At 69.3% G+C, this 23211-nt stretch carries 18 protein-coding genes and 1 pseudogene; 7 read left to right on the top strand and 12 right to left on the bottom strand.

Translation table 11 applies throughout. The annotated features are described in order from the left end of the window. On the bottom strand, window positions 1–204 hold the full coding sequence (locus tag ACGFIV_RS01550) for a DUF397 domain-containing protein (RefSeq protein ID WP_358550585.1): 204 nt from the start codon (window positions 202–204) through the stop codon (window positions 1–3). Window positions 205–206: 2 nt separating this feature from the next. Next, window positions 207–1052: a helix-turn-helix transcriptional regulator gene (locus ACGFIV_RS01545; protein WP_358550587.1), complete on the bottom strand. Its 846-nt coding sequence runs from the start codon at window positions 1050–1052 to the stop codon at window positions 207–209. Between the two features lie 816 nt (window positions 1053–1868). Between ACGFIV_RS01545 and ACGFIV_RS01540 the strand changes: the two are divergent. Continuing rightward, window positions 1869–2246, top strand: a pseudogene (locus ACGFIV_RS01540) (ATP-binding protein); the annotation flags it as partial. 72 nt (window positions 2247–2318) lie between these two features. Here ACGFIV_RS01540 and ACGFIV_RS01535 read toward each other — a convergent pair. The 6 genes from ACGFIV_RS01535 to wecB form a co-directional block, all read right to left on the bottom strand. Next, window positions 2319–2723, bottom strand: coding sequence for a VOC family protein (locus ACGFIV_RS01535; protein ID WP_392830983.1), 405 nt, complete (start codon window positions 2721–2723; stop codon window positions 2319–2321). A gap of 104 nt (window positions 2724–2827) precedes the next feature. Next, window positions 2828–4348, bottom strand: coding sequence for an MDR family MFS transporter (locus tag ACGFIV_RS01530; RefSeq protein WP_392830980.1), 1521 nt, complete (start codon window positions 4346–4348; stop codon window positions 2828–2830). A 123-nt stretch (window positions 4349–4471) separates the two neighbouring features. Beyond that, window positions 4472–4759, bottom strand: a complete 288-nt coding sequence (locus tag ACGFIV_RS01525) for a chitinase (RefSeq protein ID WP_392830976.1) — start codon at window positions 4757–4759, stop codon at window positions 4472–4474. Window positions 4760–4776: 17 nt separating this feature from the next. Beyond that, complete coding sequence (locus tag ACGFIV_RS01520) at window positions 4777–6222, bottom strand: ATP-binding protein (protein ID WP_392830973.1); 1446 nt, start codon at window positions 6220–6222, stop codon at window positions 4777–4779. Between the two features lie 76 nt (window positions 6223–6298). After that, on the bottom strand, window positions 6299–8377 hold the full coding sequence (locus tag ACGFIV_RS01515; RefSeq protein WP_392830970.1) for a glycosyltransferase: 2079 nt from the start codon (window positions 8375–8377) through the stop codon (window positions 6299–6301). 168 nt (window positions 8378–8545) lie between these two features. Then, a complete protein-coding gene (gene wecB, locus ACGFIV_RS01510) occupies window positions 8546–9682 on the bottom strand; it encodes a non-hydrolyzing UDP-N-acetylglucosamine 2-epimerase (RefSeq protein WP_358550601.1) in 1137 nt (378 codons plus the stop codon). Between the two features lie 76 nt (window positions 9683–9758). Between wecB and ACGFIV_RS01505 the strand changes: the two genes are divergently transcribed. The 6 genes from ACGFIV_RS01505 to hisC all read left to right on the top strand — a co-directional run bounded on the left by ACGFIV_RS01505 (window position 9759) and on the right by hisC (window position 17671). Next, complete coding sequence (locus tag ACGFIV_RS01505; protein ID WP_392830966.1) at window positions 9759–11420, top strand: glycosyltransferase family 4 protein; 1662 nt, start codon at window positions 9759–9761, stop codon at window positions 11418–11420. A gap of 129 nt (window positions 11421–11549) precedes the next feature. Beyond that, window positions 11550–12815, top strand: coding sequence for a nucleotide sugar dehydrogenase (locus ACGFIV_RS01500; RefSeq protein WP_392830963.1), 1266 nt, complete (start codon window positions 11550–11552; stop codon window positions 12813–12815). Window positions 12816–12833: 18 nt separating this feature from the next. Further along, window positions 12834–13922: a glycosyltransferase gene (locus ACGFIV_RS01495; protein ID WP_358550607.1), complete on the top strand. Its 1089-nt coding sequence runs from the start codon at window positions 12834–12836 to the stop codon at window positions 13920–13922. A 111-nt stretch (window positions 13923–14033) separates the two neighbouring features. Further along, window positions 14034–15842: a DUF4434 domain-containing protein gene (locus tag ACGFIV_RS01490; protein ID WP_358550609.1), complete on the top strand. Its 1809-nt coding sequence runs from the start codon at window positions 14034–14036 to the stop codon at window positions 15840–15842. A gap of 39 nt (window positions 15843–15881) precedes the next feature. Then, window positions 15882–16544 carry an NUDIX domain-containing protein gene (locus ACGFIV_RS01485; protein WP_358550611.1) on the top strand — a complete coding sequence of 221 codons (663 nt, stop codon included), beginning with the start codon at window positions 15882–15884 and terminating at the stop codon, window positions 16542–16544. Window positions 16545–16609: 65 nt separating this feature from the next. After that, complete coding sequence (gene hisC / locus ACGFIV_RS01480) at window positions 16610–17671, top strand: histidinol-phosphate transaminase (RefSeq protein WP_358550613.1); 1062 nt, start codon at window positions 16610–16612, stop codon at window positions 17669–17671. Here hisC and ACGFIV_RS01475 read toward each other — a convergent pair. The 4 genes from ACGFIV_RS01475 to ACGFIV_RS01460 form a co-directional block, all read right to left on the bottom strand. Beyond that, a complete protein-coding gene (locus ACGFIV_RS01475) occupies window positions 17658–18644 on the bottom strand; it encodes an EamA family transporter (protein ID WP_392830957.1) in 987 nt (328 codons plus the stop codon). The two genes, hisC and ACGFIV_RS01475, sit on opposite strands and share 14 nt — an antisense overlap. Window positions 18645–19036: 392 nt before the next feature. Further along, entirely contained in the window at window positions 19037–20269 is a 1233-nt protein-coding gene (locus tag ACGFIV_RS01470) for a transcriptional regulator (RefSeq protein WP_358550652.1), read from the bottom strand. A 440-nt stretch (window positions 20270–20709) separates the two neighbouring features. After that, window positions 20710–21981: a UDP-N-acetylglucosamine 1-carboxyvinyltransferase gene (gene murA, locus ACGFIV_RS01465; protein WP_392830954.1), complete on the bottom strand. Its 1272-nt coding sequence runs from the start codon at window positions 21979–21981 to the stop codon at window positions 20710–20712. A gap of 141 nt (window positions 21982–22122) precedes the next feature. Continuing rightward, complete coding sequence (locus tag ACGFIV_RS01460; protein ID WP_392830952.1) at window positions 22123–23196, bottom strand: hypothetical protein; 1074 nt, start codon at window positions 23194–23196, stop codon at window positions 22123–22125. Window positions 23197–23211 lie beyond the last annotated feature (15 nt).

Raw genomic sequence — 23211 nt, 5'->3', positions numbered from 1 at the left:
TCAGCCCAGCCAGCCGGCCTTCATACCTCGCACGAACGCCCGCCACTCACCGGCCCCGAACGCGAGAACCGGCCCCCCCGGATCCTTACTGTCCCGTACCGCCCGCCCCCCACTGGACAAGTTCGCAACCTCCACGCAGTCGTCGTTGTTGGCCCCGCTGCGGGAGCTCTTGTACCAGGTCAGCCTGCTTAAGTCTTGATCCATGCCTACTCCTTGAGCCGATGCGCGAGTGTCTCCATGTACCGAATCGACTCATCTGGAGATAGGGCCGATGTCATTACATGGCTGAAGATAAGGCTATATCGCTGGTACTCCGATGGCTGCTCAAGCCAGAGGCTTTCGGTGACCGTCACCGTATAAATCAGGCTCGGGTCATCGGGAAAGTCCAGGATGACGAACGAACCTTCCAGCGCCGGGTGGGCCCCGGCAGAGTCAGGAACCACCTGGACTGTAATGTTCGGCTTGCCCGCCATCTTGATCAGATGCTCGATTTGCTCGCGCATCACTTCCGCCCCACCGATCAACTTGCGCAATGCCGCTTCATCGATCAGCGCCAGCAAGGACGGTGCGTCCTCGCGGTTGAGGATGGTCTGACGTGCGAGCCGCGCCTGCACATGGCGCTCGATGAGATCTTCGTCGAGAACCTGGCCCGCACGCCAGACCGCCTTCGCGTACGCCTCTGTTTGGAGCAGTCCGGGGACGAGTACGACCTGCCAGGTTCGGATCGCACTGGAGCCCGACTCGAAGTCCGGCAGGCTGCTGCGGAAGACATCCTGGTACTTCTCCCACCAGCCACGTTGACGAGCTTCTCGGGCGAGCGTGACGAGGGCTTCTCGTTTGTCCCTGTCTGTGACGCCATACAGGTCGAGCAGCAGACGGACGTCATGGATGCTCGGGAGCTTCCACTCGTTGCGCTCCATCCTTGACACCTTTGACGGATCCCACTCCAGTCGCTTGCCCGCCTCCGTCACCGAAAGCCCGGCGTCCTTCCGGAGTCGGCGAAGCGTTTGGGACAGTCGTCGCCGCTTGACCGTGGGGCTATTGGTCACCATGTGAACGTCCTCCTGCCGCTAATGTCCAACTTGCTGGGGAATTGAAAATCAGGCATACGCGCGTATATTTATCTGCGCATTGTGATTCCCGTATCGTTCTGCCAGCATGTTAATAGGTCGCGACCAGGAAGATGGCCGAATCGCGGCTGAACGGCGTGACCAGGATCAAGGCCTGCTCAAATAATGCCCGATTTGGCGTTATCTGCCATGAATTAACGGGTGAATAGTGCGGGCATGAAGTGGGCAGAGCACCGCAAATAGGCGGAGTCCGTCAGGTGCGACGAACACCGGACGGACTCCTTGAAACGGACACTGGAGGTCCGATCCCGTGGTCAACTTTACAAGGGTTATTCGTGTCATCCGGATGCGTTACAGGGCCGAGAGGCCGCCTGCGCCTATGGGGTGCCGGTGGTGTGGTGATTCGCCGTACGCCCACGATGACCGTTGCCTTCCCCACCGGGGGCGGCACGCCTACGAGGCGCCGACCGATCGCCAGTTCCGGGCGAGGTTGGCCGAGTGGTGGCGCCTCGGGCTCTCGCGCCGCGTCCCCGCTCCCGTACGTCCGCTGAGCGCGATGTCGCAGGTGCCGGACCCGCATGCCGGGCAGCGCGCTCAGTTCATCGCGCCACCGGCCACCGGATCGGCGCCCTCGTACCGCGCGAGCCATCCCCCGGACGTCCGGTCCATGCCGGGCAGGCGCGCGCCGCACCCGTACGAGGCCGGCGGCCGGAGGGCGGCGTGACCGGGCGGCACCGCAAGGGAGCGATCACCGCTGCCCGACAGAACTCATCCCCCCTTCTCCAGCAGGGAGTCTCAATGATCGACACTCCGGATGGTCCACGTACCGTGTGCTGGGACCTGCCCTGTGAACCGGCGGTCGTGGGAAAGGCCCGGAGCATGGTGCGGGACACGTGTCGCGGTTGGGGGGTGCCCCGGGAACTCACCGACGACCTGGTCCTGGTGGTGAGCGAGTTGCTCGGGAACGCTGTCGTGTACGGCGAGCCGCCGGTCAGGCTCTCGCTCTGGGCGACGGCGGAGGGGATCTACGTCCGGGTGACGGACCACGGCCCCGAAGATCCTCGGCGGCTGCGCCTCAGTCTGGACGCCGTCCACGGACGGGGTCTCGCGATCGTCGAGTCACTCGCGGAGCGGTGGGGTGTCGTCCACACGTCCGACGGGACGGGCAAGACAGTGTGGGCGGCGTGGCGATGGCCCGCACGGCGACCGGGGGCGACGCTCGTCACGGGCGTCGAAGCCGTGGACCCGTCAGAGGGGGTCGACGCCGGAGGTGGTCATGATCTCCATGATGTGCCCGTCGGGGTCGTCGAAGTAGACCGCACGTCCACCACGCGAGGTGTTGATCTCCCCGAAACGCTTGGGCTCATGGGGCTCGGCGTAGTAGTCGAGGCCGGCCCGTACGATGCGGTCGAAGATCTGGTCGAACTCGGGCTCGCCGACCTCGAACGCGTAGTGGTGCGGCGCGATGTCGGTGACGCCCCTGGTCGCGAAGTCGACGTCCGCGAAGTCCAGCGTGAGCGACTCCCCGATGCGCACCGGGATGAACGGGCCCATCGGCTCGCCGACAGGTAGGCCGAGGATCCCCGCGAGGAATCCGGCCGAGGCGCGCTTGTCACGCGCGGGGACGATCGTGTGGTTGAGAGAGATCGCCATGGTTTCTCATCCCCTTCACCGGGGCGATCGATGGTCTTCCCTTCACCACACCCGTTCCCACCCGGGTGCCGATTATGCCGCCCCCAGCGGGGAAGCAGGGGCGGTCAGTCGAAGGTGAGCTGTTCGGTGCGGCGGGGCATGAGCAGGATCGCGCCCACGCTGAGCACCGCCACCACGACGAGCGCGAGGAAGATGTTGTGGGTGGCGTCGTACAGCGCCCTGCGGATGAAGACGGCCGTGGCCGACTGCGCGGCGGGTCCCTGGGCGCCGAGTACGAGGCTCGTGGCGTCGACGCTGTTGGGCAGCTTGCCGGCCAGGGACGCCGGGGGGTGGGAGAAGCGGTCGGCCAGCGTGGCGTTGGCGATCGCCCCGAAGACCGCAGCCCCCACCGCGCTCCCGATCGAACGCGAGAACATGTTGGTCGCCGTGACGACGCCCCGGCGCTCCCAGCCGACCACCGACTGGATGGCGACCATAGTCGGGCTGGACGCGAGCCCGAGGCCGGCGCCGACGACGAAGCACGCGCCCGCGACCATCCACACCTGCGCCCGCTGGCTGAGCAGGGCGGCCAGGATGATGCCTGCCACGACCAACCCGCTTCCGATGAACGCGGTGTCACGGAAGCCGATGCGCATGTAGAGGCGTCCTGAGTAGGTCGCGGCCAGCGGCCACCCGAGGGTGAGCGCCGCCAGGGCGAAGCCCGCCACCAGGGCGCCCGTGCCGAGGACGCCCTCGACGTAGGTCGGGACGTACGAGGTGAGGCCGATCAGGAGCGCGCCGACGCCCAGTCCGACGAGGTTGCCTCCGGTGAGCGTGCGGTGGCGGAACACCCACAGCGGCAGGATGGGCTCGGCGGCCCTGCGCTCCACGACGACGAATGCGGCCACCAGGACGGCGCCCGCGGCGAAGATGACCAGGCTGGAAACCGAGGCCCAGCCCCACGCCACCCCGCCTTCGAGCAGGCCGAGGATGAGCAGCGACGAGCCGCCGGTGAGCAGCGTGGCCCCAAGGTAGTCGATCTGGTGGGAGCTGCGCGTCACCCGCTCCTTGAACCGGCGGGCGAGCATCCAGGCCGCGACGGCGCCGAGCGGCAGGTTGATGAAGAAGATCCAGCGCCACGAGATGTACTCGGAGAACACGCCGCCGAGGGCGGGGCCGACGACGGACGAGATGCCCCAGACGCTGGCCACGTAGCCCTGCACGCGGGCGCGCTCCTCGACGGAGTACAGGTCGCCGACCATCGTGATGCTCATGGGCTGGACGGCCCCGGCGCCGATGCCCTGCAGGGCGCGGAAGACGATGAGCGCGGGCATGCTCCACGCGACTCCGCAGAGCACCGAGCCGAGCAGGAACACCGCGATGCCGAAGAACATGACCGGCTTGCGCCCGAAGATGTCCGCCAGCTTCCCGTACAGCGGGACCGTCACCGCCTGGGTGAGCAGGTAGATGGAGAACAGCCACGGGAACTGCGAGAAGCCGCCCAGGTCGCTGACCACGGATGGCACGGCCGTCGCGATGATGGTGCTGTCGAGTGCCACAAGGCCCGTGCAGAGCATGATGGCCGCGAGCACCGGGCCGCGCTCCGACCGCAGACCGATGCCTTTCGGGCTCGCTACCGTCGTCACCGGGACGTTCTCCTTGCGCGTCGTGGACATCGAGGCCGGACTCACCCCGCTGGCCGCGCGGCCGTCCCCCGGGAGTACGCAACCGCTCCCTGTCGCTTCTCATTCCCCCTCAATCGCGACAATCTACGTACAACACCTATAATCGCGCTGGATCGGACCGCGACCGTAGTACGCGGCCTGCCCCGCCGGGCAGCCGTAAGGCTGGCTCGTGTCGCAGTAGTGGGGGTAGTTCGCGGTGTTCTGCTCGACGATGTAGACCAGACCGCCGGTCTCGTGGTTGACGTTGGCCAGGAAGGCCGCCGCCTCCTGCTTCCTCACGGTGTCGCTGCCCGTGGTCGCGAAGGCCGGGTACGCGCTCAGCGCCGCGACCAGGCCGTTGTAGGTGTAGAAGGAGTTCCGGCTCGGGAACATCTGGTTTCGACGTTCCGTCAGGACGTCTGCCCGATCTCTGGCCGGCTCTGAGGCCTCCACGCGGTGATGAGTTCCTCTGGGCCGTATAGAGCGGTGAGTCCGTCGCAGGTCGCGCCGCCTCGGGACACGGCGACCAATGGAAGGGGGTGATCGGTCAGCGCGGCCCGGTGCCGGACCAGTTCCTGGAGGTCGTGAGCGTCGAAGGCGCTCTCCAGCCACTTGATCGATCCGACGAAGCGAAGCTCTTTGGCGATGGGGGTACGGTCCGCCCCGACGATGTCGATCTCGACGTCGTTGCTCCGTGTCCAGTAGGAGCCGATCGCCTCGGCGGAGGGAAGCCGTCCATCGGGTACCAACCGGGCCAGCGCCTCGCGTACCAACGGCTCGACCGCCCGTCCGCGCCAACTGCTCCAGCCCGCCGCGATCCGCCGCAGCGTGAGGTCACCCCGGCGCCGCTCGATCTCCGGCATGTGCGGCCGCAGGAAGTAGAGCCAGAAGCGAAGGTAGGGATCGGTGATCCGGTACCGGCGTTCCTTCGAGGGGCGGGTGCTCAGCGGGAGGTCTGAGGACACGATGCCTTTGGCCGTGAGGAGGTCCGTCGCGCGGGTGAGGGTGGAGTGGGAGATGCCTCCCGCGGCCCGCGCGATGTTGACGAAGGTGCGCTCCCCGCTGCCGATGGCCTCCAGCGCTTCGCGTGCCATGGCCTGGCCGGGGAACTCCGCGGCCAGCGTCCTTTCGCCTGAGACGAGGAGGGCCGATACCGGGTTGGTCAGCGCGTCATGGAGGAATTCCCACACCGAAGCTCCCGGTGCCCACTCGGCGCACACCAGAGGGAGGCCACCGGTGACGAGAGCCGCTTCGAACGCCGCCTTGGCGTCGAGATCGAGCATCCGCTGGATCTCGGAGGGATTGAGCGGCCTGATCACCATCTCAGTTCCCCGCTGATGGAACGGCCTCTCGTAGCTGTTGAGCGCCTCCATCATCGACATGTCCGAGCCGATGAGGATCAGCAGAACGGGTTTGCGGCTCAGGTAGCGGTCCCAGGCCCGCTGGAGCAACCCTTCGAAGGCGTCGACGCGCTCCATGAGGTAGGGGACCTCGTCGATCACCACCACCGATGGTGAATCGTCGGGGATCGCGTCCGCCAGCAGTTGGAGTGCACTGTTCCAGTTGGCCGGCGGGGTGTGGACGAAGAGTTCACGGTGAGGAAGGTCGGAGGAAGCGACGTCATCGAGCAGTTGCCGCAACTCCTGCTCGGCGCTCGCGCGTGCGGCGGTGAAGTACAGAGACGCCATGCCACTGCGGGTTACGAACTCCTCCGCCAGGGCGGACTTGCCGATCCGCCTTCGCCCGCGCATGAGCACGCACCGTCCTGGCCGGGGATCACCGGCGGCCGAGGTCACCCGGTCGAGCAACCCTTGCAGCGCCGCGAGCTCCGCCTCCCGGCCGATGAAACCGCTCACATGCGCCTCCTGACGATAGTATCGCCAGCGATACTATCGCTGGCGACAGTATCCGGAGGGTGTTCGGCCGGTGGGGTCAGATCATCACGTGGGCTTCGGGGTGGCCGACGAAGGAGAACTGGGCGTTGCGGGTGAGCTTGTAGTCCTGGGCCTTCCACGTGTGGGCCGAGGCGTCGGCGCCGCGCATGTAGACGAAGTTGAAGCGGTCGGCGGAGTAGATGCGCACGCCCTCCTCCTTGCACCGCCGTACGAGCCGCGTGTCCTCGCCCGCGTTGACGGCCTCGAAGGCGAACGTGCGCAGCAGGTCGGCCTTGGCGAGGATCGTGGCGCCCTGCACGAGGTGGGCGTACCGGTGCTCCAGGCCGGGCAGGCGCATCACGGTCGTGTTGGTGGCGGGGAAGTAGGTGTAGTGGGCGCCCTTGCCGACCATCTCCGCGTCGGCGTAGTCGAAGGCGCGCAGCAGGTCCGACAGGTAGTGCGTGCCGTAGAGGTTGTCGTCGTCCATCTTGGCGACGTACTCGCCGTCGGCCTGGGCGATGCCGAGGTTCAGCACCTCGCCGAGGGTGAGCGACGGGTCGGCGGTGAGCACCTTGACGGCGGGGATGCCGGCGGCGAGGGCCTTGTCGCGGACGACGCCCGGGTCGATGTCGAGCCCGTGCAGCACCAGGATCAGCTCCAGGTCGCGGTGGCGCTGGCGGGCGACCTGGGAGATGGCGTGTTCGAGCTGGCCCGCCCGGTTGGTGGGCAGGACGACCGACACGGTCTTCGTCCGCGCGACCACGGGACGGCCGAGCGCGGTGAGGATCTGGTCGACGCGGTGGGAGAACAGGTGCTTGTCGAACACCTCGCGCATGGCCAGGTGGGCCTGGCGGGCACGGAGCTCCGGGCTGTTGATCAGGTAGAGGGCCTGGTTGTAGGCCTCCTCCTGCGTGTGCGCGATCGGGATCAGTGAGCCGAACGTCTCCTCGATGGCCCGCGACCACCCCGACAGCACGGTGGTGGAGCACGCCGACAGCTCGAAGACGCGCCGGGCGCACATGGTCGGCGAGTCGATCACCGAGTTCACGTTGAGGAAGACCTTGTACATCTTGTACGCGGCGAGCATCTGCTCGTACGGCAGCTCGCCGACGATGTGCGGGCGGTACTCCTCGGGCCATGCGTACTTGTCGCCGGCCTTGTCGTTGCGGGCGAAGATGTGCAGGCCGAGCTCCCGCGTGGGAGCGATCACGGCCTCCATCTGCTCGCGCCGCTCGGGATGCTTGTCGCGGAAGTACATGCCCGCGAAGACCACGTCGTACGGCCGGCCCTGCTTGGTCTGGATCGGGTTGTGCACGCGCGGCTGCGCCGCGAACTGCAGCACATCCACCCGATCGTGTCCCAATATTTCGCGATACTTGGGGACCATGTCGCCGTCGCACGTGTACACGTAGTCGAACAGCTTGGCCGTGTCGATGAAGAACTCGAAGTTCGGCGGGTCCTCCTTGTTCCAGAAGACCGTGGGGATGCCCTGCTCGCGGCACCAGCTCACCAGGTCGCGCAGCTCCTGCTTGGGGGCGTTGGTGCCGGTCATCTGGTAGCGCCAGCGCGTCTGGTTGCCGTGCCACGCGGACTCGCAGAACAGCACGTCGGGACGCTTCTCGGCGAAGATCTCGGGCCAGTCCTTGAGCCCGAACTCGATCTGGTCCCACTCGTACTTGAAGGCCATCCGGGAGAAGTCGTCCAGGATGACGGCGACCTTCAGGTCCGGGCGGCTGACCGGGCCCTCCGGCCACGCCAGGTTCGGGATCTTGACCTCGGGCGCGTGCGCCATCACCGCGTCGATGGCGACGCTGCTCGCGGTGACCGTCGCCGGCGCCTTGGGAGCCTTCTTCGGCTTGAGCGCCTGCGACAGGTCGCGCGGGAGCCGTACGAGCCTGGACGGGCGCTTGGCCCCGGCGAGCGCGGTGCTCACGCGGTACGGGCGCTGCGCCTTGGTGGCCGACAGCTGCCACTGGGCGTACTCGGCCCGCGCCTCGGCGGTGGCGAGGCGTCGCTCCAGGTCGCGGATGCGGTCCTCGTAGCGCTCGACGACCTTGCGCTCCTCGGGTAGCCAGTTCGCCGCCCCGAGCCGCTGAAAGCGCGGCTCATCCGGATTTGTCTGGTCACTCTCGGCCATGGTCCGACTTGCTCCCTCGTATCCGCGAGCTCCCGCGCGAGCCTGTGAGCTCATCGCCCGGGAATGTCCGATCGTACGGCTTCTGCCGCGAAAGGATGGGTGTTTTCGCCCAGATGCCCAGATCGCCGGCCTGGCGATCGAGCGTGGTCCGTGCAGTGAACGCCCAGGTCAGGCCGTCGTGGGTGGGGTGGCCTGGGCGGCGGGGGAGAGGTTGTCGCCGCGCAGCCAGGCCTCGATGACGCGGGCGATCCTCGGACCCGCGGCGCCGTCCCACAGCGGCGGCAGCTCCCCGCTGGGGGTGGCCGCGCCGTCGGCGAGCGCCTTGGACGCCGCCGCGGGCAGCGTCGCCGGGGTCACGAGACGGTTGGTGCCGTGGGTGATCGTGATGGGCCGCTCGGTGTTCGGCCGCACGGTCAGGCAGGGGACGCCGAGCATCGTCGTCTCCTCCTGCACGCCGCCGGAGTCGGTCACGACCAGCGCCGCGCCCCGTACCAGCGAGAGGAACTCGACGTACCCCAGCGGGTCGATGATCGTGAGGTTGTCGCCGGTCACCAGGCCCGCCTCGGCCAGGCGCGCCCGCCCGCGCGGGTGCAGCGGCACCACGATCGGCACCTGCTCGCCCACCGCGAGCACGGCCTCGACCAGTTCGCGGGCGGACTCGGGGTCGTCGACGTTCCCGGGACGGTGCAGGGTGGCGACGGCGTAGCGCGCGGGCAGCGCGAGACGCTCCTTCAGCGGCTCGGGGTCGAGCTTCGGCAGCGCCGAGAAGAGGCTGTCGATCATCGGGTTGCCCACCAGGTGGACCTTGGCCGGGGAGATCCCCTCGTTGGCCAGGTGGGAGAGCCCGTCGGGGCTCGTCACCAGCAGGATGTCGGCGAGCGCGTCGGTGACGACGCGGTTGACCTCCTCGGGCATCTCCCGGTCGAAGGACCGCAGGCCCGCCTCGACGTGCGCGGTCGGGATCTGGAGCTTGGCGCAGACCAGGATCGCGGCGAGCGTGGAGTTGACGTCTCCGTAGACCACGACGAGGTCGGGCCTGTGCTCCAGCACGACCTCCTCCAGGCCGGTCAGCAGCGCGGCCGTCTGGCGCGCGTGGCTGCCGGAGCCCACGCCGAGGTTGGCGATCGGCTCGGGGAGGCCGAGGTCGGCGAAGAAGACGTCGGACATGAGCGCGTCGTAGTGCTGCCCGGTGTGGACGATGCCCTGCCGGACCCCCAGCTCCGCCAGGCCGCGCACGACGGGCGCCGCTTTCACGAAGTTGGGACGAGCGCCCAGCACGTGCAGAACGAGGGGATTTTCCCTCATTGACCTCGCCTTTCAGCCGGGAGTGGGTCAACTAGTGCCCAGTAGGGCCAAGCGGTGCCTATGGTACGGTCACCGCGTGGTTTCCGAGGCCAGCCGGCCCGAGAAGGTCTCCCCCAAGTCGGCTCGCGCCGGCGTGCGCGGTTTCCTCAAGGGCTTCGTCCAGCATCCGGTCATTGTCTCCAGAGTCTTCGTCACCAGGGTCAAATCCGACCCGATGCGTGTGGCGCAGGCCGCGGCGGAGGCGATGCCGCCACGCCTGCGTCCAGCGGTGGGCAAGGTCGCGTGGCCGGTCGCCCGCGTCGTGCGCGTCACCGCGCGCAAGATAGCGCGGCGCATGGCCGACGGTCCCCTTGAGGCGGCCAAGGCCGAGTTCGAGCAGGGCCGGATGACCAAGGCCATCGAGGTGCTGCGGCCGCACGCGCGCTGGCCGTTCATCCGCAGGCGGATCGCCTACTACGAGGGTGAGAAGGCCGCGATCGGCACCGCTCCGATCCCGCCGAAGTCCAAGGTGATCGTCGGCGAGCGGGTCGAGGGCCGCGTGCTGCACTGCGTGACCAACGCGCTGCCGTACACCCAGGCCGGGTACACCGTCCGCACGCACCGCATCGTGACCGCGCAGCGCGCCGCCGGGCTCGATCCGCACGTCGTGACGAGCTGGGGCTGGCCCATGCTCCAGGGGCACGCCGACGCCGAGCCGTACGAGGAGATCGACGGCGTCCCGTACCACCGCCTGCTGCCGAGCGGCGAGGTGCCGTTCGAGAGCCGCGGCCGCATGATCCGCGGAGCCGGCGAGGTGACCGAGCTGGTCAGGACGTTGCGGCCCCAGGTGCTGCACGCGGCCACCGACCACCGCAACGGCTCGGTCGCGCTGGCCGCGCGCGAGCGCACCGGCACGCCGCTGGTCTACGAGGTGCGGGGCTTCCTGGAGGAGACCTGGGCCTCGCGCGACGCGGCCAGGATCGGCAGCGAGCGGCACCTGCTCCAGCGCGACCGCGAGGCGCACATCATGCGTTCCGCCGACGCGGTGGTGACGCTCGCCGAGACGATGGCGGCGGAGATCGCCGAGCGCGGAGTGCCCCGCGAGAAGATCTTCCTCGCGCCGAACGCCGTGGACGACACGCTGCTGACCGCCGACTACGACGGCGCGGCGTTCCGCGCCGCGTACGGCATCGCGCCGGACGAGATCGTCGTCGGTTCGGTGTCGAGCATCGTGGGCTACGAGGGCTTCGCGACGCTGCTCTCGGCCGCCGCGCTGCTGCGCGACACCAGGACCCCCGTGCGCGTCCTGATCGTCGGCGACGGCGCCGAGCGTCCCGTGCTGCTCGCCCAGGTGGAGAAGCTCGGCCTCGGCGACATCGCGATCCTTCCGGGCCGGGTCGGCCCCGAGGAGGCGCTCCAGGCCCAGTCGGCCATCGACATCTTCGTCTGCCCGCGTGAGGACCTTCGCGTGTGCCGCCTGGTGACCCCGCTCAAGCCGGTGGAGGCGATGGCGCTTGGGAAGCCGGTCGTGCTGAGCGACCTTCCCGCGCTGTCGGAGCTGGTCGGTTCCGAGGGCGCCGGCCTGCTCGTGCCGCCCGGCGATCCTGCGGCTCTGGCCAAGGCTCTCGCAGGTCTGCGGGACGATCCGGAGCGGCGCGCCGAGATGGGTGAGGCCGGCCGGAACGAGGTCGCCACGAAGCGAACGTGGAGCCGGATCGCGGAGACCTACCGGACGATCTACCAGTCCGTTGCCCGATGATTTGCGTATCATGAGCGATCGGAAACCTCGGGTTGGCTATGCGTTCAATCGCATTAGACGTGATCTGTGCGGACTTGAGATAGCCTTTCCCACCATGCAGTGTTGTTTCGGGCTTCCTCGGGTCGCCACGTGAGCGGGTACGACCTCGCGGTCATCGGCCTGGGCTACGTGGGCATGCCCCTCGCGAAAGAAGCCACAGGGGCAGGTCTTCGCGTGGTCGGACTGGACGTCGACGAGCGCAAGGTCGACGCCCTGACGTCCGGCCGCTCCTACATCGATGACCTGAGTGACGCCGATCTGGACTCCATGCTGGCCAACGGGTTCACGGCCACGCTCGACCAGTCGGTGCTCGCCGCCAGCGACACCATCGTCATCTGCGTGCCCACTCCGCTCGACGAGGACCACCGTCCGGACCTTTCGGCCGTGCGCGGCGCCGTCGAGTCGGTGGGGCGCTACCTCCAGCGTGGAGCGCTCGTCGTCCTTGAGTCGACCACCTACCCCGGCACGACCGACGAGGTCGTCCGCCCGATCCTCGAAGAGGCGTCTGGGCTGACCGCCGGCGTCGACTTCCACCTCGCCTTCTCGCCGGAGCGCATCGACCCCGGCAACGCGAAGTACGGGCTGCGCAACACGCCCAAGGTGGTCGGCGGGTATACCGAGGCGTGCCGCGACCGCGCGGAGGCGTTCTACGCCCGGTTCATCGAGCAGGTGGTGACCGTCAGCGGCACGCGCGAGGCCGAGATGGCCAAGCTGCTGGAGAACACCTATCGGCACGTCAACATCGCGCTCGTCAACGAGATGGCCATCTTCTGCGACGAGCTCGGCGTGAACCTGTGGGAGGCCATCGAGGCCGCCTCCACCAAGCCGTTCGGCTTCCAGAAGTTCCTGCCCGGCCCGGGCGTCGGCGGTCACTGCATCCCGGTCGACCCCTCGTACCTCTCCCACGCCGTGCGCAAGCTCGGCTACCCGTTCCGCTTCGTGGAGCTGGCACAGGAGATCAACGAGCGGATGCCGGCGTACGTCGTGGCCCGCGTGCAGCGCCTGCTGAACCGCGCCAAGAAGCCGGTCAACGGCTCCCGCGTCCTGCTGATGGGCGTAACCTACAAGCCGGACATCGCCGACGAGCGCGAGACCCCGGCGGTGCCGATCGCGAGGGCGTTCCGCGATCTCGGCGCCGAGATCGTCTTCGCCGACCCGCACGTGAAGCAGTGGAGGGTCGACGGGGTCGAAGTGCCACGAGAGGACGATCTGGCGGAGGCGGTGGAGCGGGCGGACGTGACCGTCCTGCTCCAGCAGCACTCCGAGTTCGACCTGGACATGGTGGAGAAACGAGCGCATCTACTTCTCGACACCCGGGGCGTCCTCTCCGAGGGCGAACGCGTCGAGCGGCTCTGACGGGCGGAGGGTCGGCGCGTGCACGTGCTTGTCATGACGGTGGTCCACCACCCCGAGGACGCCCGGATCCTGCACCGGCAGATCCGCGCGCTCGTGGACGCCGGTCATGAGGTCACGTACGCCGCGCCGTACACGGCTCGCGGCGTCGTACCACGGTCGTGGGTCACGGGGGTCGATCTGCCGAGGGCGGCGGAGCGTAAGCGGCTGTCCGCGGTGCGGGCGGCGCGGCGGCTGTTCAAGAGCCTCCGCGGCCAGGTCGACCTGGCGCTCATCCACGATCCCGAGCTGCTGCTCGCGGTCGCGGGCGTGCGGCGGCGGCCCCCTGTGGTGTGGGACGTCCACGAGGACACCCCGGCCACGCTTTCGCTGAAGCCGTGGCTGCCCTCGTTCCTCCGGCCGCCGACGCGCTTCCTCGCGCGGCTGCTTGAGGGTACGGCCGAGCGCCACCTGCACCTGCTGCTGGCGGAGACCGCCTACGCGGGCCGGTTCCGGCAGGCGCACCTGGTCGTGCCGAACGAGACCTGGGTGCCCGACGACGTCAGCGAGCCTTCCGACGACCGCGTGGTCTACCTGGGCTGGCTGTCGGAGGCACGGGGCGTGCGCGAGGCCGTCGAGGTGGGCCGGCTGCTCCAGCCGCACCGCGTGGCGGTCGAGCTGATCGGTTACGCCGACCCCCAGAGCAGGCCCATGCTCAATCAGGCCGTGGCCGATGGAGTGCTGGAATGGCGTGACTTCATGCCGAACGACGAGGCGCTCAAGCGGCTCGACGGGGCGCTGGCGGGCCTTTCGCTGTTACACGACGAGCCGAACTACCGGCATTCCATGCCCACCAAGATCGTCGAGTACATGGCGCACGGTATCCCGGTGATCACCACGCCGTCGCCGAGGGCCGTCGAGCTGGTGGAGCGCTACCAGAGCGGCGTGGTCGTGCCCTGGCGCGACCCCCAGGCGGTGGCGCGGGCGGTGCTGCGGCTGCGCAACGACACGGCCGAGCGCCTGGCCGCCGGGGCGCGCGGGTACGCGGCAGCCCGGGCCAACCACCACTGGCCGAACTCCGCCCGGAGGTTCGTGACCCAGCTCGAAGCCTGGGCGGGCGTGAAGAAGTAGCGCGCGGCACCCCCGGGCGCCGGGAAGCCCTGCCACAGCGGCTCTGAGCCACCCCCCAACCCTGATCGTTCTTTATCGGGGCCACAACTCAAGGACGGTAATCTCCTGAAGGTGCGCGGGCTCACTCTGCTCCTGGGAGCGGCTCTTCTGGCCGCTGTCGCGGCGATAGTCATCGTTCTACCGGACTCCCAAGGAGGTTCCAGGACCGCGACGACCACGCCGGCCCAGCAGCCGAAGCCGGGCACCCCGACGCCTGAGGCCAGCGTGTTCAGCGACCCCTGCGGAACGTTCGACACGACGACGCCCACGCCGTACGCCGTCACCGGATACTGGCTGGTACCGACCTCCGACCACTGCACGTGGCGCAGCCAACTCCAGGCGATCCACCAGGTCGGCGGGGACACCGTCGTCCGTCTCGGGTTCGGGCTCCAGCCGCGCTCCGTGGACGAGGACGGGCAGGTGCGAGACGCGGCCGGCAAGGATCCCGACCCTCGCTACCAGAGGTGCGAGGAGAACGGCATGACCTGCGTGCAGGCCGCCGAGTCCGCGCTCAAGGCCGCCAACCCCGGCAACCGCATCACCTGGACCTACGTGTACCGGACCGACGAGGCGTTCGGGGAGGGCCTGTTCCGCTGCCCCCAGATGGAGCACTCGATCACGATCGGCGACGACGTCTACTACCGCGTGATCGCCCCCGACGACGGCTCTGACGACTCGACGTGCGACTTCAGCTCCAAGGGCAGGGGATACCACCTCATCCTCGTCAACGGCGCCCTCAAGGACAGCCTGACCGAGATCCTCGACCTGGCCGACCGCTTCGCGATGAAGGTCTTCCCCGCGCTGCCGCTGGCCCCGCGCGACCGGCTGGAGCCCACCAAGGCCGACCCCCGGCACATCGGGACGCTCACCACGCTGACCCGGCGCGTCCTGCAGGACTACGGCGACCGCTTCAACGACAGGACCTCGCTCGGCGGGGTCTACCAGCCCTTCGAGTTACAGATCAGGGACTGGCCCGACCCGACCGTGGTCACGACCCTCCAGGTGTACGCCGAGCAGCACGACATCGTGCAGCAGGAGCTTCCGGGCAAGCCCATCATGGTCAGCCCGTACCTCGACGCCCGCAGGGGCAAGGAGTTCACCTCGACGCCCGAGCAGGTCGCGCGGGGCTTCAAGGTCCTCGCGCAGACGGGCGTCGGCATCATCGCCCCGCAGGACAGCCGGGGCACAGGCAAGGTCGGCCTGTACTGGCCGAACCTGAAGGGCCAGACCGTGGACGACCGGCTCAAGCCCGTGGTCGGCGACACCACCTACGGCGAGGCGTACTACGGCGCCACGCGCGACTACTACCGCGCGATGTCCAACGCGCTGGGCGAGTTGCGGGCCGAGGGGCGTCAGGTCCAGCTCTGGGCCAATGTGGAGGCGTTCGAGCCGAAGGGCGACGGCGCCTGCGAGGCCGGCGGGAAGCGCGGCGTCACGGACAAGAAGCGCCTGGACGCGGCCGTCGCGTTCGCCGGGCCGTACATCTCCAAGATCATCTCCTACAAGTGGAGCAGCTTCTTCACCTGCGGGACGCCGACGCTCGCCGAGCAGGTCGCGAAGGACTGGGACCGGCCCATCCCGATCCAGGCCATCCTCGGCAAGCGGGGCATCCAGGACGGTATCGAGGTCCGCGGCTACAACCTCGCCCTCGGCAAGGTCACGGTGAGCTGGTACGGCGGAGACGAGCCGCGCGAGGCCGACTCGGCGGAGATCGGATGGATCGACAGGACCCCCATCCCCGGGCTGCCCCCCGCCGTCCAGAAGGTCTGGGTGCCGGTCGACTGGAGCACGGTGCCCTCGGACGCGTGGGTCCGCGTGGAGGTGACGTCGGCCGACGGGCGGAAGAGCAACGCCCCGGTCTACCTCAACCGCGGGGCATGAGGGCCTTTGGCCCCCATGTACCGGTGTAACGTGCGTCCCATGGTGCCGCGCATTCCTGTCAGCGTGGACCTCGTCGTGCTCACCGTGCGCTGTCAGCAACTCAGCGCGCTGGTCTGGAAGCGCGACCGTCCGCCGTACGAAGGGCGCTGGGCGCTCTCCGGCGGGTTCATCCAACTGGAGGAGGACCTCCCGGCCGCCGCGTCCCGCGTGCTCGCCGAGCGCGCCGGGCTGCCCGGGGCGCCGGTCCACCTTGAGCAGCTCCAGACCTACGGCTACCCCGACCGCGACCCCCGGCAGCGCGTCGTGAGCGTGGCCTACCTGGGGCTCGCGCCCGACCTGCCCGCCCCGACCGAGGCCCACATGAGCTGGCAGCCGGTGTCCTCGCTCGACGTGATGGCCTTCGACCACCGCCGCATCGTGCTCGACGGCATCGAGCGCGCCGGGGCCAAGCTGGAGTACACCTCGCTCGGCGCCGCGTTCTGCCCTTCGGAGTTCACCGTGGCCGACCTGCGCCGGGTGTACGAGATCGTGTGGGGCCGCTCCCTGGATCCGCGCAACTTCCACCGCAAGGTGACCAAGGCCGACGGCTTCCTCGTCCCCACGGGGCGCACGACCACGCGTGACGGCGGCCGGCCGGCCATGCTCTACCGCCGGGGGCCCGCCGAGCTGCTCCACCCGCCGATGCTGCGCCTGGCCGGTTAGGCGTCCGGTCTTCAGGGGGCATGGGCAGGGGTCTGCCCGCTGCGGCGGCGTCATAAGGTAAGGCCATGCCGCGTTTCCGCCCGATTCTCGATGAGATGCCCGCCTACCGGCCGGGGAAGGCCGTGGTCTCCGCCGACGGCCGTTCGTTCAAGCTGTCGTCCAACGAGTCCCCCTATGACCCGCTGCCCTCCGTGGTTGAGGCGATCGCCACCGCCGCGAGGGATGTCCACCGCTATCCCGACCCGGCGTGCGTGGCGCTCACCGAGGCCCTCGCCGCGCGCCTCTCGGTGCCCCAGGAGCACATCGCGCTCGGGGCCGGCTCGGTGACCGTCGCCCAGCAGCTCTTCGAGTCCGTGAGCGACCCGGGCGCCGAGGTGATCTACGCCTGGCGGTCCTTCGAGGCATATCCCCTGCTCGCCGACCTGGCGGGGGTGACCTCCGTGCGGGTGCCGCTCGCCGAGGAGACCCACGACCTGTCCGCGATGGCGGCGGCGATCACCCCCGACACGCGCATGATCTTCGTGTGCAACCCGAACAACCCGACCGGCACCGTCAACCGCACCGCCGAGCTCACGGCGTTCCTCGACGGGGTGCCCGGCGACGTGCTGGTCGTGCTCGACGAGGCCTACCGCGAGTACGTGCGCGACATCGACGTGCCCGACGGGCTCAGCCTGTACGCCGACCGGCCGAACGTCGCCGTCCTGCGCACCTTCTCCAAGGCGTACGGCCTGGCGGGGCTGCGGGTCGGCTACCTCGTCGCCCAGGCGCCCGTGGCCGCGGCCGTCCGCAAGACCATGGTGCCCTTCGCGGTCAACAGCATCGCGCAGGCCGCCGCGGTCGCCTCCCTCGCGGCCGAGGACGAGCTGCTGGAGCGCGTCGAGACGGTCGTCAAGGAGCGCACGCGCGTCCGCGAGGCCCTGCTCGGCCAGGGATGGGAGGTCCCTCCCACCGAGGCCAACTTCGTCTGGCTGCGGCTCGGCGAGCGCACGGTCGAGTTCGCCGAGCGCTGCGCCGTAGAGGGCGTGGCCGTACGGCCCTTCGCGGCCGAGGGCGCGCGCGTCTCCATCGGCTCCCCCGACGCCAACGACGCCTTCCTGACCGCGGCGGAGGCCTTCAGGAAGGGGTGACCTCGGGCTGTGGGGCGCCGGCCGGGGGAAGCCCTCGCGTGGGGCCGGGGTCCGTGTCCCGGGCCGGCTCGTCCGTCCCGGGACGGTGCCCCCTGCGCTCGGTCGAGACGACCATCGCGACGCCGAGGACGATGACGATGCCGGCGGTGAACATCTGGGTGGTCACCCGCTCGCTGAGCACGACGACGCCGAGGATCACGGCCACCACGGGGTTGACGTACGCGTAGGTGGACACCAGGGAGATCGGCGCGTTGCCGAGCAGCCACACGTACGAGGTGAAGCCCACCAGCGAGCCGACCAGGACCAGATAGGCCAGAGCCAGCCACGAGCTCCCGCTGATCGCGGCGGGGTGCAGGCGCTCGCCGAAGACGGTGCCGGCCAGCAGGAGCCCGGCGCCGCCGACGGCCATCTCGACCGTGCTGGCCACGAAGGGATCCCTGGGCATGGAGATCATGCCGGGCAGGAACGATCCGATCGACCACGAGAGCGACCCCGCCAGGATGATCACGATGCCAACGGCGCTGGACGAGGCGGCGCCGGTCAGCGAGAGCCCGGCGACGCCGCAGAACCCGATGAGCACTCCGGCCAGCGTGAGCGGACGGGGACGGTCGCGGGCCATCATGCGGAAGATCACCAGCCACAGCGGCACCGAGGCGACCAGCAGCGAGGCGAGGCCGGAGGAGATGTGCCGCTCGGCGATCGCCACCATGCCGTTGCCCCCCGTGAGCAGCAGTAGCCCGACCAGGCCGGCCCCGAGGAACTCCCGCCGGGTCATGCGGAAGCTCCCGAGCCCTCCGCGTACCGCGATCACGGTGCCGAGGATGAGGGCCGCCGAAGCGAAGCGCAGGCCCCCGCTGAGCATCGGGGGGATGGTCTCGATGGCGATCATGATGCCGAGGTAGGTCGACCCCCACACGACATACACGGCCGCCAGCGCCGCCCAGACCCGCACGTCACGAGTGTTTGTCCCCATGACTCATGACAATATCGGCCCAGGGGGACATATTTCTCGCGGGTTTCGGACGCTTAGATGCGAGGGTTGCCCGCTCTACCACAGGTTTGTCCACACCGTGTGGATAACTAGGTCGCTCGCGGTAGCCGGACATCACGTTTCAGCATCTAAATAAGGCAAATCGGGGAATGGTCTGCCAGCTTGGCGTTATCCACAGGCTGTGGATAAATGGCGTCGTATCGCTGGAGGACCCGCTGACGTGGCCTGCCGTCCACATGTTCGAACCAATATGTTCACATGAAGCCGCCCATGCCCGTGAAGCCGTCCACAGCCCTGTGAGATCACAGCCGCGTCCCTTCCGGGATGCCCGCCGCGGGTCATCCGCCCCACGCGAATGACCCGCGGTGACACTGCTATCGGGGGCCCAGCTTCTCCACGATGAGGCGGTACAGCTGGCGCGGACGGCCAGGCTGTGGTGTGCGGTTCGGCGGAAGCGGCCACGCGAGTCCCTCGTCGACCAACGTGCGCAACAGACGCCGAGCCGTGCGGGGAGTCACTCCGAGCATGCGCCCGGCGCTCTCCGCGTCCACAATCGTGTCGCCGCCCTCCAGCTTGGCGGCCAGCCGTGCGAGCACCTCGACGCCCTTCGGCCTGCCCTGCCCAGGCGCCTGGGGAGGCATCCGGGGCGCGGGCACCAGCGTGCGGCCCTCGCGGTCCACCGCGAAGCCCTGGGGCTGCTTGCCGGCCTGCGTGCGGGCCAGAGCCGCCCTCGCGTGCGTCTCCGCGTCATGGGTGGTGCGGCCCATGCCGACGCCCACCTCCACCGCCAGCCCAAGGTCGTCGCGGATGCGCGCGGCGAAGGGGAGCACCCGGAACCCGTCGGTGGCGGCGGCCATCGAACCGCGCGTCGCCGTCACCAGGTAACTGTGGTCGTCGATCGCCCATACGGCGGCGTTCATCCGATTGGCTTCCTGGACCAGCAGCCGGTGCAGGGACAGTCTCAGCTCGTCACGCCAGTATCTCGGTGCAGCCCGCCGTACGGGCTCGCGTAACGTCGGCACCTCGATGAGCACCACCGTGAGTTGCGACTCCTCCAGCCGGTGGTGCGCGCCGAGCAACGCCGCCGTGTGCAGCGCCGTGCGCACCGCCGCGGAGGTCGGCCGTATGCGCACCGTGGGCACGCCCGCTGCCGTCAGCCGGTCGGCCACCCCGGGCAGGCACGTCAGGGCCCCTGTCGTGCCACCCTGCCTGACGAGGCGCTCGTGATACGCCGCGATGGTGCCCGTCGCGCCCGGTTCCTCGCGCGTCTGCACCCCCGCGGTCGGCAGGCCGAGGTCGGCGTAGGCCTCCTCGACGTCCGAACGGCTGAGCACGTCGATGCTCACCCGCCGCGGGTCGATGCGCTCGTCGAGCGCGGCCCTTGCCAGCGCCGCCGTGAGGGCGGGTCCCCCAAGCTGCACGTACGTCGCGGGGATCGTGAGCACACCCGAGCGCCTGGCCAGCTCGTACGGCACGGGGCTGGCGAACAGGCAGGCGTCCACCCCCGGGCCGAGCCTCACCACCTTGTCGGCCGCCTCCTGTTCGTCGCGGTAGGCCGCGGCGACCAGCCGGCACGGAACCGGCGCGGCCGCGTGGCCCATGAGCATCACTCGTTCGACAAGGTCGTGGGGTCCCACCACCCCGATGGTGAGGTCCGGGGCCGACGCGCCAACGCGTGACCCTCGCGGAGTTTCTTCGGCCCTCTCGACCAATGTTCGTCCCATCCCGCCATACCTCTGATCGAGGCCGCCACACCGTGCGGTCCCCGAGCCGTGATGTACGGCCCGGCGGCGCGCCCGGCGTGGTTTCCTCTTCGAAATCCACTGGTCGAGTCCACCTCGCGGGGACCGCCGATCAGGGCGCCGGAAGGCGGCTGACGGCGTTCCCGGCTCGGGTTTCTCTCCCATCCGGTCTAGTCCTCTTTGGAACGATCGCTCGCCGAGGCACTAATGTCACGCCCGGATTTGCCGGAATGCCGCCGGCCTATGCCGATCAGGCATGGCGGAGATGGTTATATGAACAGGTCAGAGGCGGTTTACGGGCTCAGTCACGACGTAGAGGAAATCTCTCTTACCACATCTCCACCCAGGGCCTTCATACGCGCCGCGAGGTCGTGGTGGCCACGGTCGATGAGGTATCCGGGCGAGACGACGGTCTCGCCCTCGGCGGCCAGGCCCGCGAGCACGAGCGCGATGCCGGAGCGCAGATCGTGGGCCGTCACGTCGGTGCCGGCCAGCGAGGTGTGGCCGTGGACGACGGCGCGGCTGCCCTCGATCTCGATGTGCGCGCCCATCTTGTTGAGCTCGCCCGCCAGCGCGAACCGCCCGTCGAAGATGCGCTCGTGGATGTAGCTGGCGCCGTCGGCCAGGCACGCCACCGTCATGATCGGAGACTGGAGGTCGGTGGCGAAGCCGGGGTAGGTGTCGGTGATGACGTTGATCGGCCGCAGCGGCCGGTCGCGCCGCACGTGGAGCACCGCGCCGTCGGTGGCGAACTCGACGCCCATCTGCTCCAGCTTCCACCGGACCACGCCGAGGTGTTCCAGCGACGCCCCGACGAGGTTCACCTCGCCGCCCGTGATGGCGGCGGCCATCGCGAACACGCCCGCGTCGAGGCGGTCGGGCATGACGCGGTGCTCCACGGCGGTGAGCTCGTCGACGCCCTCGACGGTGATGAAGCCGGTGCCGCCGCCGCTGATGCGGGCGCCCATCTTGGTCAGCATGTCGATGACGTCGAGCACTTCGGGTTCGAGCGCGGCGTTCTCGATGATGGTGGTGCCCTTGGCGAGGGCCGCCGCCATGATGAGGTTCTCGGTGCCCGTGTGGGAGGGCGTGTCGAGGTACAGCGGCGCGCCGGTGAGCCCGGCGGCCTTGACGTGGATGACGCTCTCGCCCTCGTCGACGACCGCGCCGAGCCGCTTGTAGCCCAGGTAGTGGAAGTCGAGGTTGCGGCTGCCGAGGTTGCACCCGCCGACGCCCTCGATGATCGCCTCGCCCAGGCGGTGCAGCAGGGCGGGCACGAAGAGCACCGATCCGCGGAAGCGACGGGCGATCTCGGCCGGCAGCACGGCGCTGGTGAGTCGCGACGCGTCGATGACCAGAGTGCGCTCGGCCTCGTGCAACTCCACCTTGGCGCCCACGGCCTCGGCCAGTTCGAGCGCCCGCCGGACGTCTTCGATGATCGGGACGTTGCGGAGGACCGTACGGCCCTCGGCGGCGAGCAGAGCCGCACCGATCATCGGGAGAACGGCGTTCTTGGCTCCCTGGATGAAGGCGGTTCCACGCAGGGCGTTGCCACCGCGCACGCGGTAACGAACCATATGATGAGGCTCCTCGAAATCTGGGAAATGACGCGCCTGGTCAAGCGGACGGCGGCAAAGTTATCCGCCCACAGTAGCTCTTTCGGGATGCTGGCCCGGCCACTTTGACTCCACTGCGCTGCCCAGAAAAGCCCTGATCACTCAGCGCGAGGGAGGGTTCGTCGGCGCGTTCGGCGAGGCCGCGTGCAGCAACGTGTTCGCGCGCTGGTCCACGAATCGCGTGACCACCTGCTGCGCGTATCCGAACACCATCGCCCACACGAGGATCGAGGTCTGCGAGCTCAGGCCGGCGAAGCCCGGCACGAACCCCGAGTTCAGGATGAGCAGGCCGACGATGGCGGTCGCCACCCCCGCGGGCGCCTTCAGCAGGTTCTGCGCGACGGCCAGCGAGTACCGCGTGGAGAGCTCCGAGCGGGTCGACAGGCTGGCGGCGGTCGCGAGCGCCGCGCCGAGCATCCCCATGAGCGCGACCAGCGGCACGTCGCCGGGCGTCGGGGCGCCGTTGCCCGCAGGGCACACCTGGTTGTCCCTCGGCCCGAAGCTCGCGAGCAGCGTCCCGTTCCCGCACATCGGAATCGCGTGGGGCCAGACGGCGCCGATGGCGACCAGTCCGGCGACGATGAGTGTGAGGATCACCACCCCGCCGACAAGCATGTTGCGGAAGCTGCGCACCCTCCCGCTCTCGATGGAGGCCGCATTGTACCCCGCCCTCAGCACCGACTGCAACAGCGACCGGTCCCGCTCGTCGATGTCGCCCGCGGCGGCGCGTGCGGCGAGCCGGCTGAGCCGGGGATCGTCCGAAGGGAGGTACGCGTGGCCGGTCGCGAGCACCTCGGGGGCGCGCGCGTTCAGCTCGTTCGCCGGGAGCAGGCCGTAGAGCAGGATGGTGGCGCCGTAGATGTTCGCCCAGGCCCCCTCGATGGCCTGCCCGGTCAGCCAGCGCCGCCAGCCCTGGCGGTCCCTCGCGTACCGCTCGGCCGTCGCGAGGTGGCGTTCGATCGTGGCGTGCAGCACGTCGAGGCCCGGCTCACCCGGACGCGAGAGCAGGCACCGGGAGGCGTCGGCCTGGATCTCCTCACCGCGCGAGGCGATGTGGATACGCCACACGCCGGGCCAGCGCAGCACGTCCTTCTGGCCCTCGTCCTTCTGGCTCGCCGAGGGCGCCCCGCTGATGTCCGGCGCCTCGCTGTCGTGCACGGCCGGGTCGGCTGCCATACGCCCCTCCAGGGA

Origin of the sequence: Sphaerisporangium sp. NPDC049003 (assembly GCF_043197795.1) — a bacterium.
GTDB lineage: Bacteria > Actinomycetota > Actinomycetes > Streptosporangiales > Streptosporangiaceae > Sphaerisporangium.
Note: the sequence above shows the minus strand (reverse complement) of the source record. Positions and strands in the feature narration are given on the sequence as shown.

Bases quoted from the DNA above. Each gene is read 5' to 3' on its own strand.
- ACGFIV_RS01485 (WP_358550611.1), top strand. From the start codon at position 15,882: ATGGTGCCGCGCATTCCTGTCAGCGTGGACCTCGTCGTGCTCACCGTG.
- wecB (WP_358550601.1), bottom strand. From the start codon at position 9,682: ATGAGGGAAAATCCCCTCGTTCTGCACGTGCTGGGCGCTCGTCCCAAC.
- hisC (WP_358550613.1), top strand. From the start codon at position 16,610: ATGCCGCGTTTCCGCCCGATTCTCGATGAGATGCCCGCCTACCGGCCG.
- ACGFIV_RS01545 (WP_358550587.1), bottom strand. From the start codon at position 1,052: ATGGTGACCAATAGCCCCACGGTCAAGCGGCGACGACTGTCCCAAACG.
- ACGFIV_RS01460 (WP_392830952.1), bottom strand. From the start codon at position 23,196: ATGGCAGCCGACCCGGCCGTGCACGACAGCGAGGCGCCGGACATCAGC.
- ACGFIV_RS01535 (WP_392830983.1), bottom strand. From the start codon at position 2,723: ATGGCGATCTCTCTCAACCACACGATCGTCCCCGCGCGTGACAAGCGC.
- murA (WP_392830954.1), bottom strand. From the start codon at position 21,981: ATGGTTCGTTACCGCGTGCGCGGTGGCAACGCCCTGCGTGGAACCGCC.
- ACGFIV_RS01550 (WP_358550585.1), bottom strand. From the start codon at position 204: ATGGATCAAGACTTAAGCAGGCTGACCTGGTACAAGAGCTCCCGCAGC.
- ACGFIV_RS01475 (WP_392830957.1), bottom strand. From the start codon at position 18,644: ATGGGGACAAACACTCGTGACGTGCGGGTCTGGGCGGCGCTGGCGGCC.
- ACGFIV_RS01470 (WP_358550652.1), bottom strand. From the start codon at position 20,269: ATGCTCATGGGCCACGCGGCCGCGCCGGTTCCGTGCCGGCTGGTCGCC.
- ACGFIV_RS01525 (WP_392830976.1), bottom strand. From the start codon at position 4,759: ATGTTCCCGAGCCGGAACTCCTTCTACACCTACAACGGCCTGGTCGCG.
- ACGFIV_RS01515 (WP_392830970.1), bottom strand. From the start codon at position 8,377: ATGGCCGAGAGTGACCAGACAAATCCGGATGAGCCGCGCTTTCAGCGG.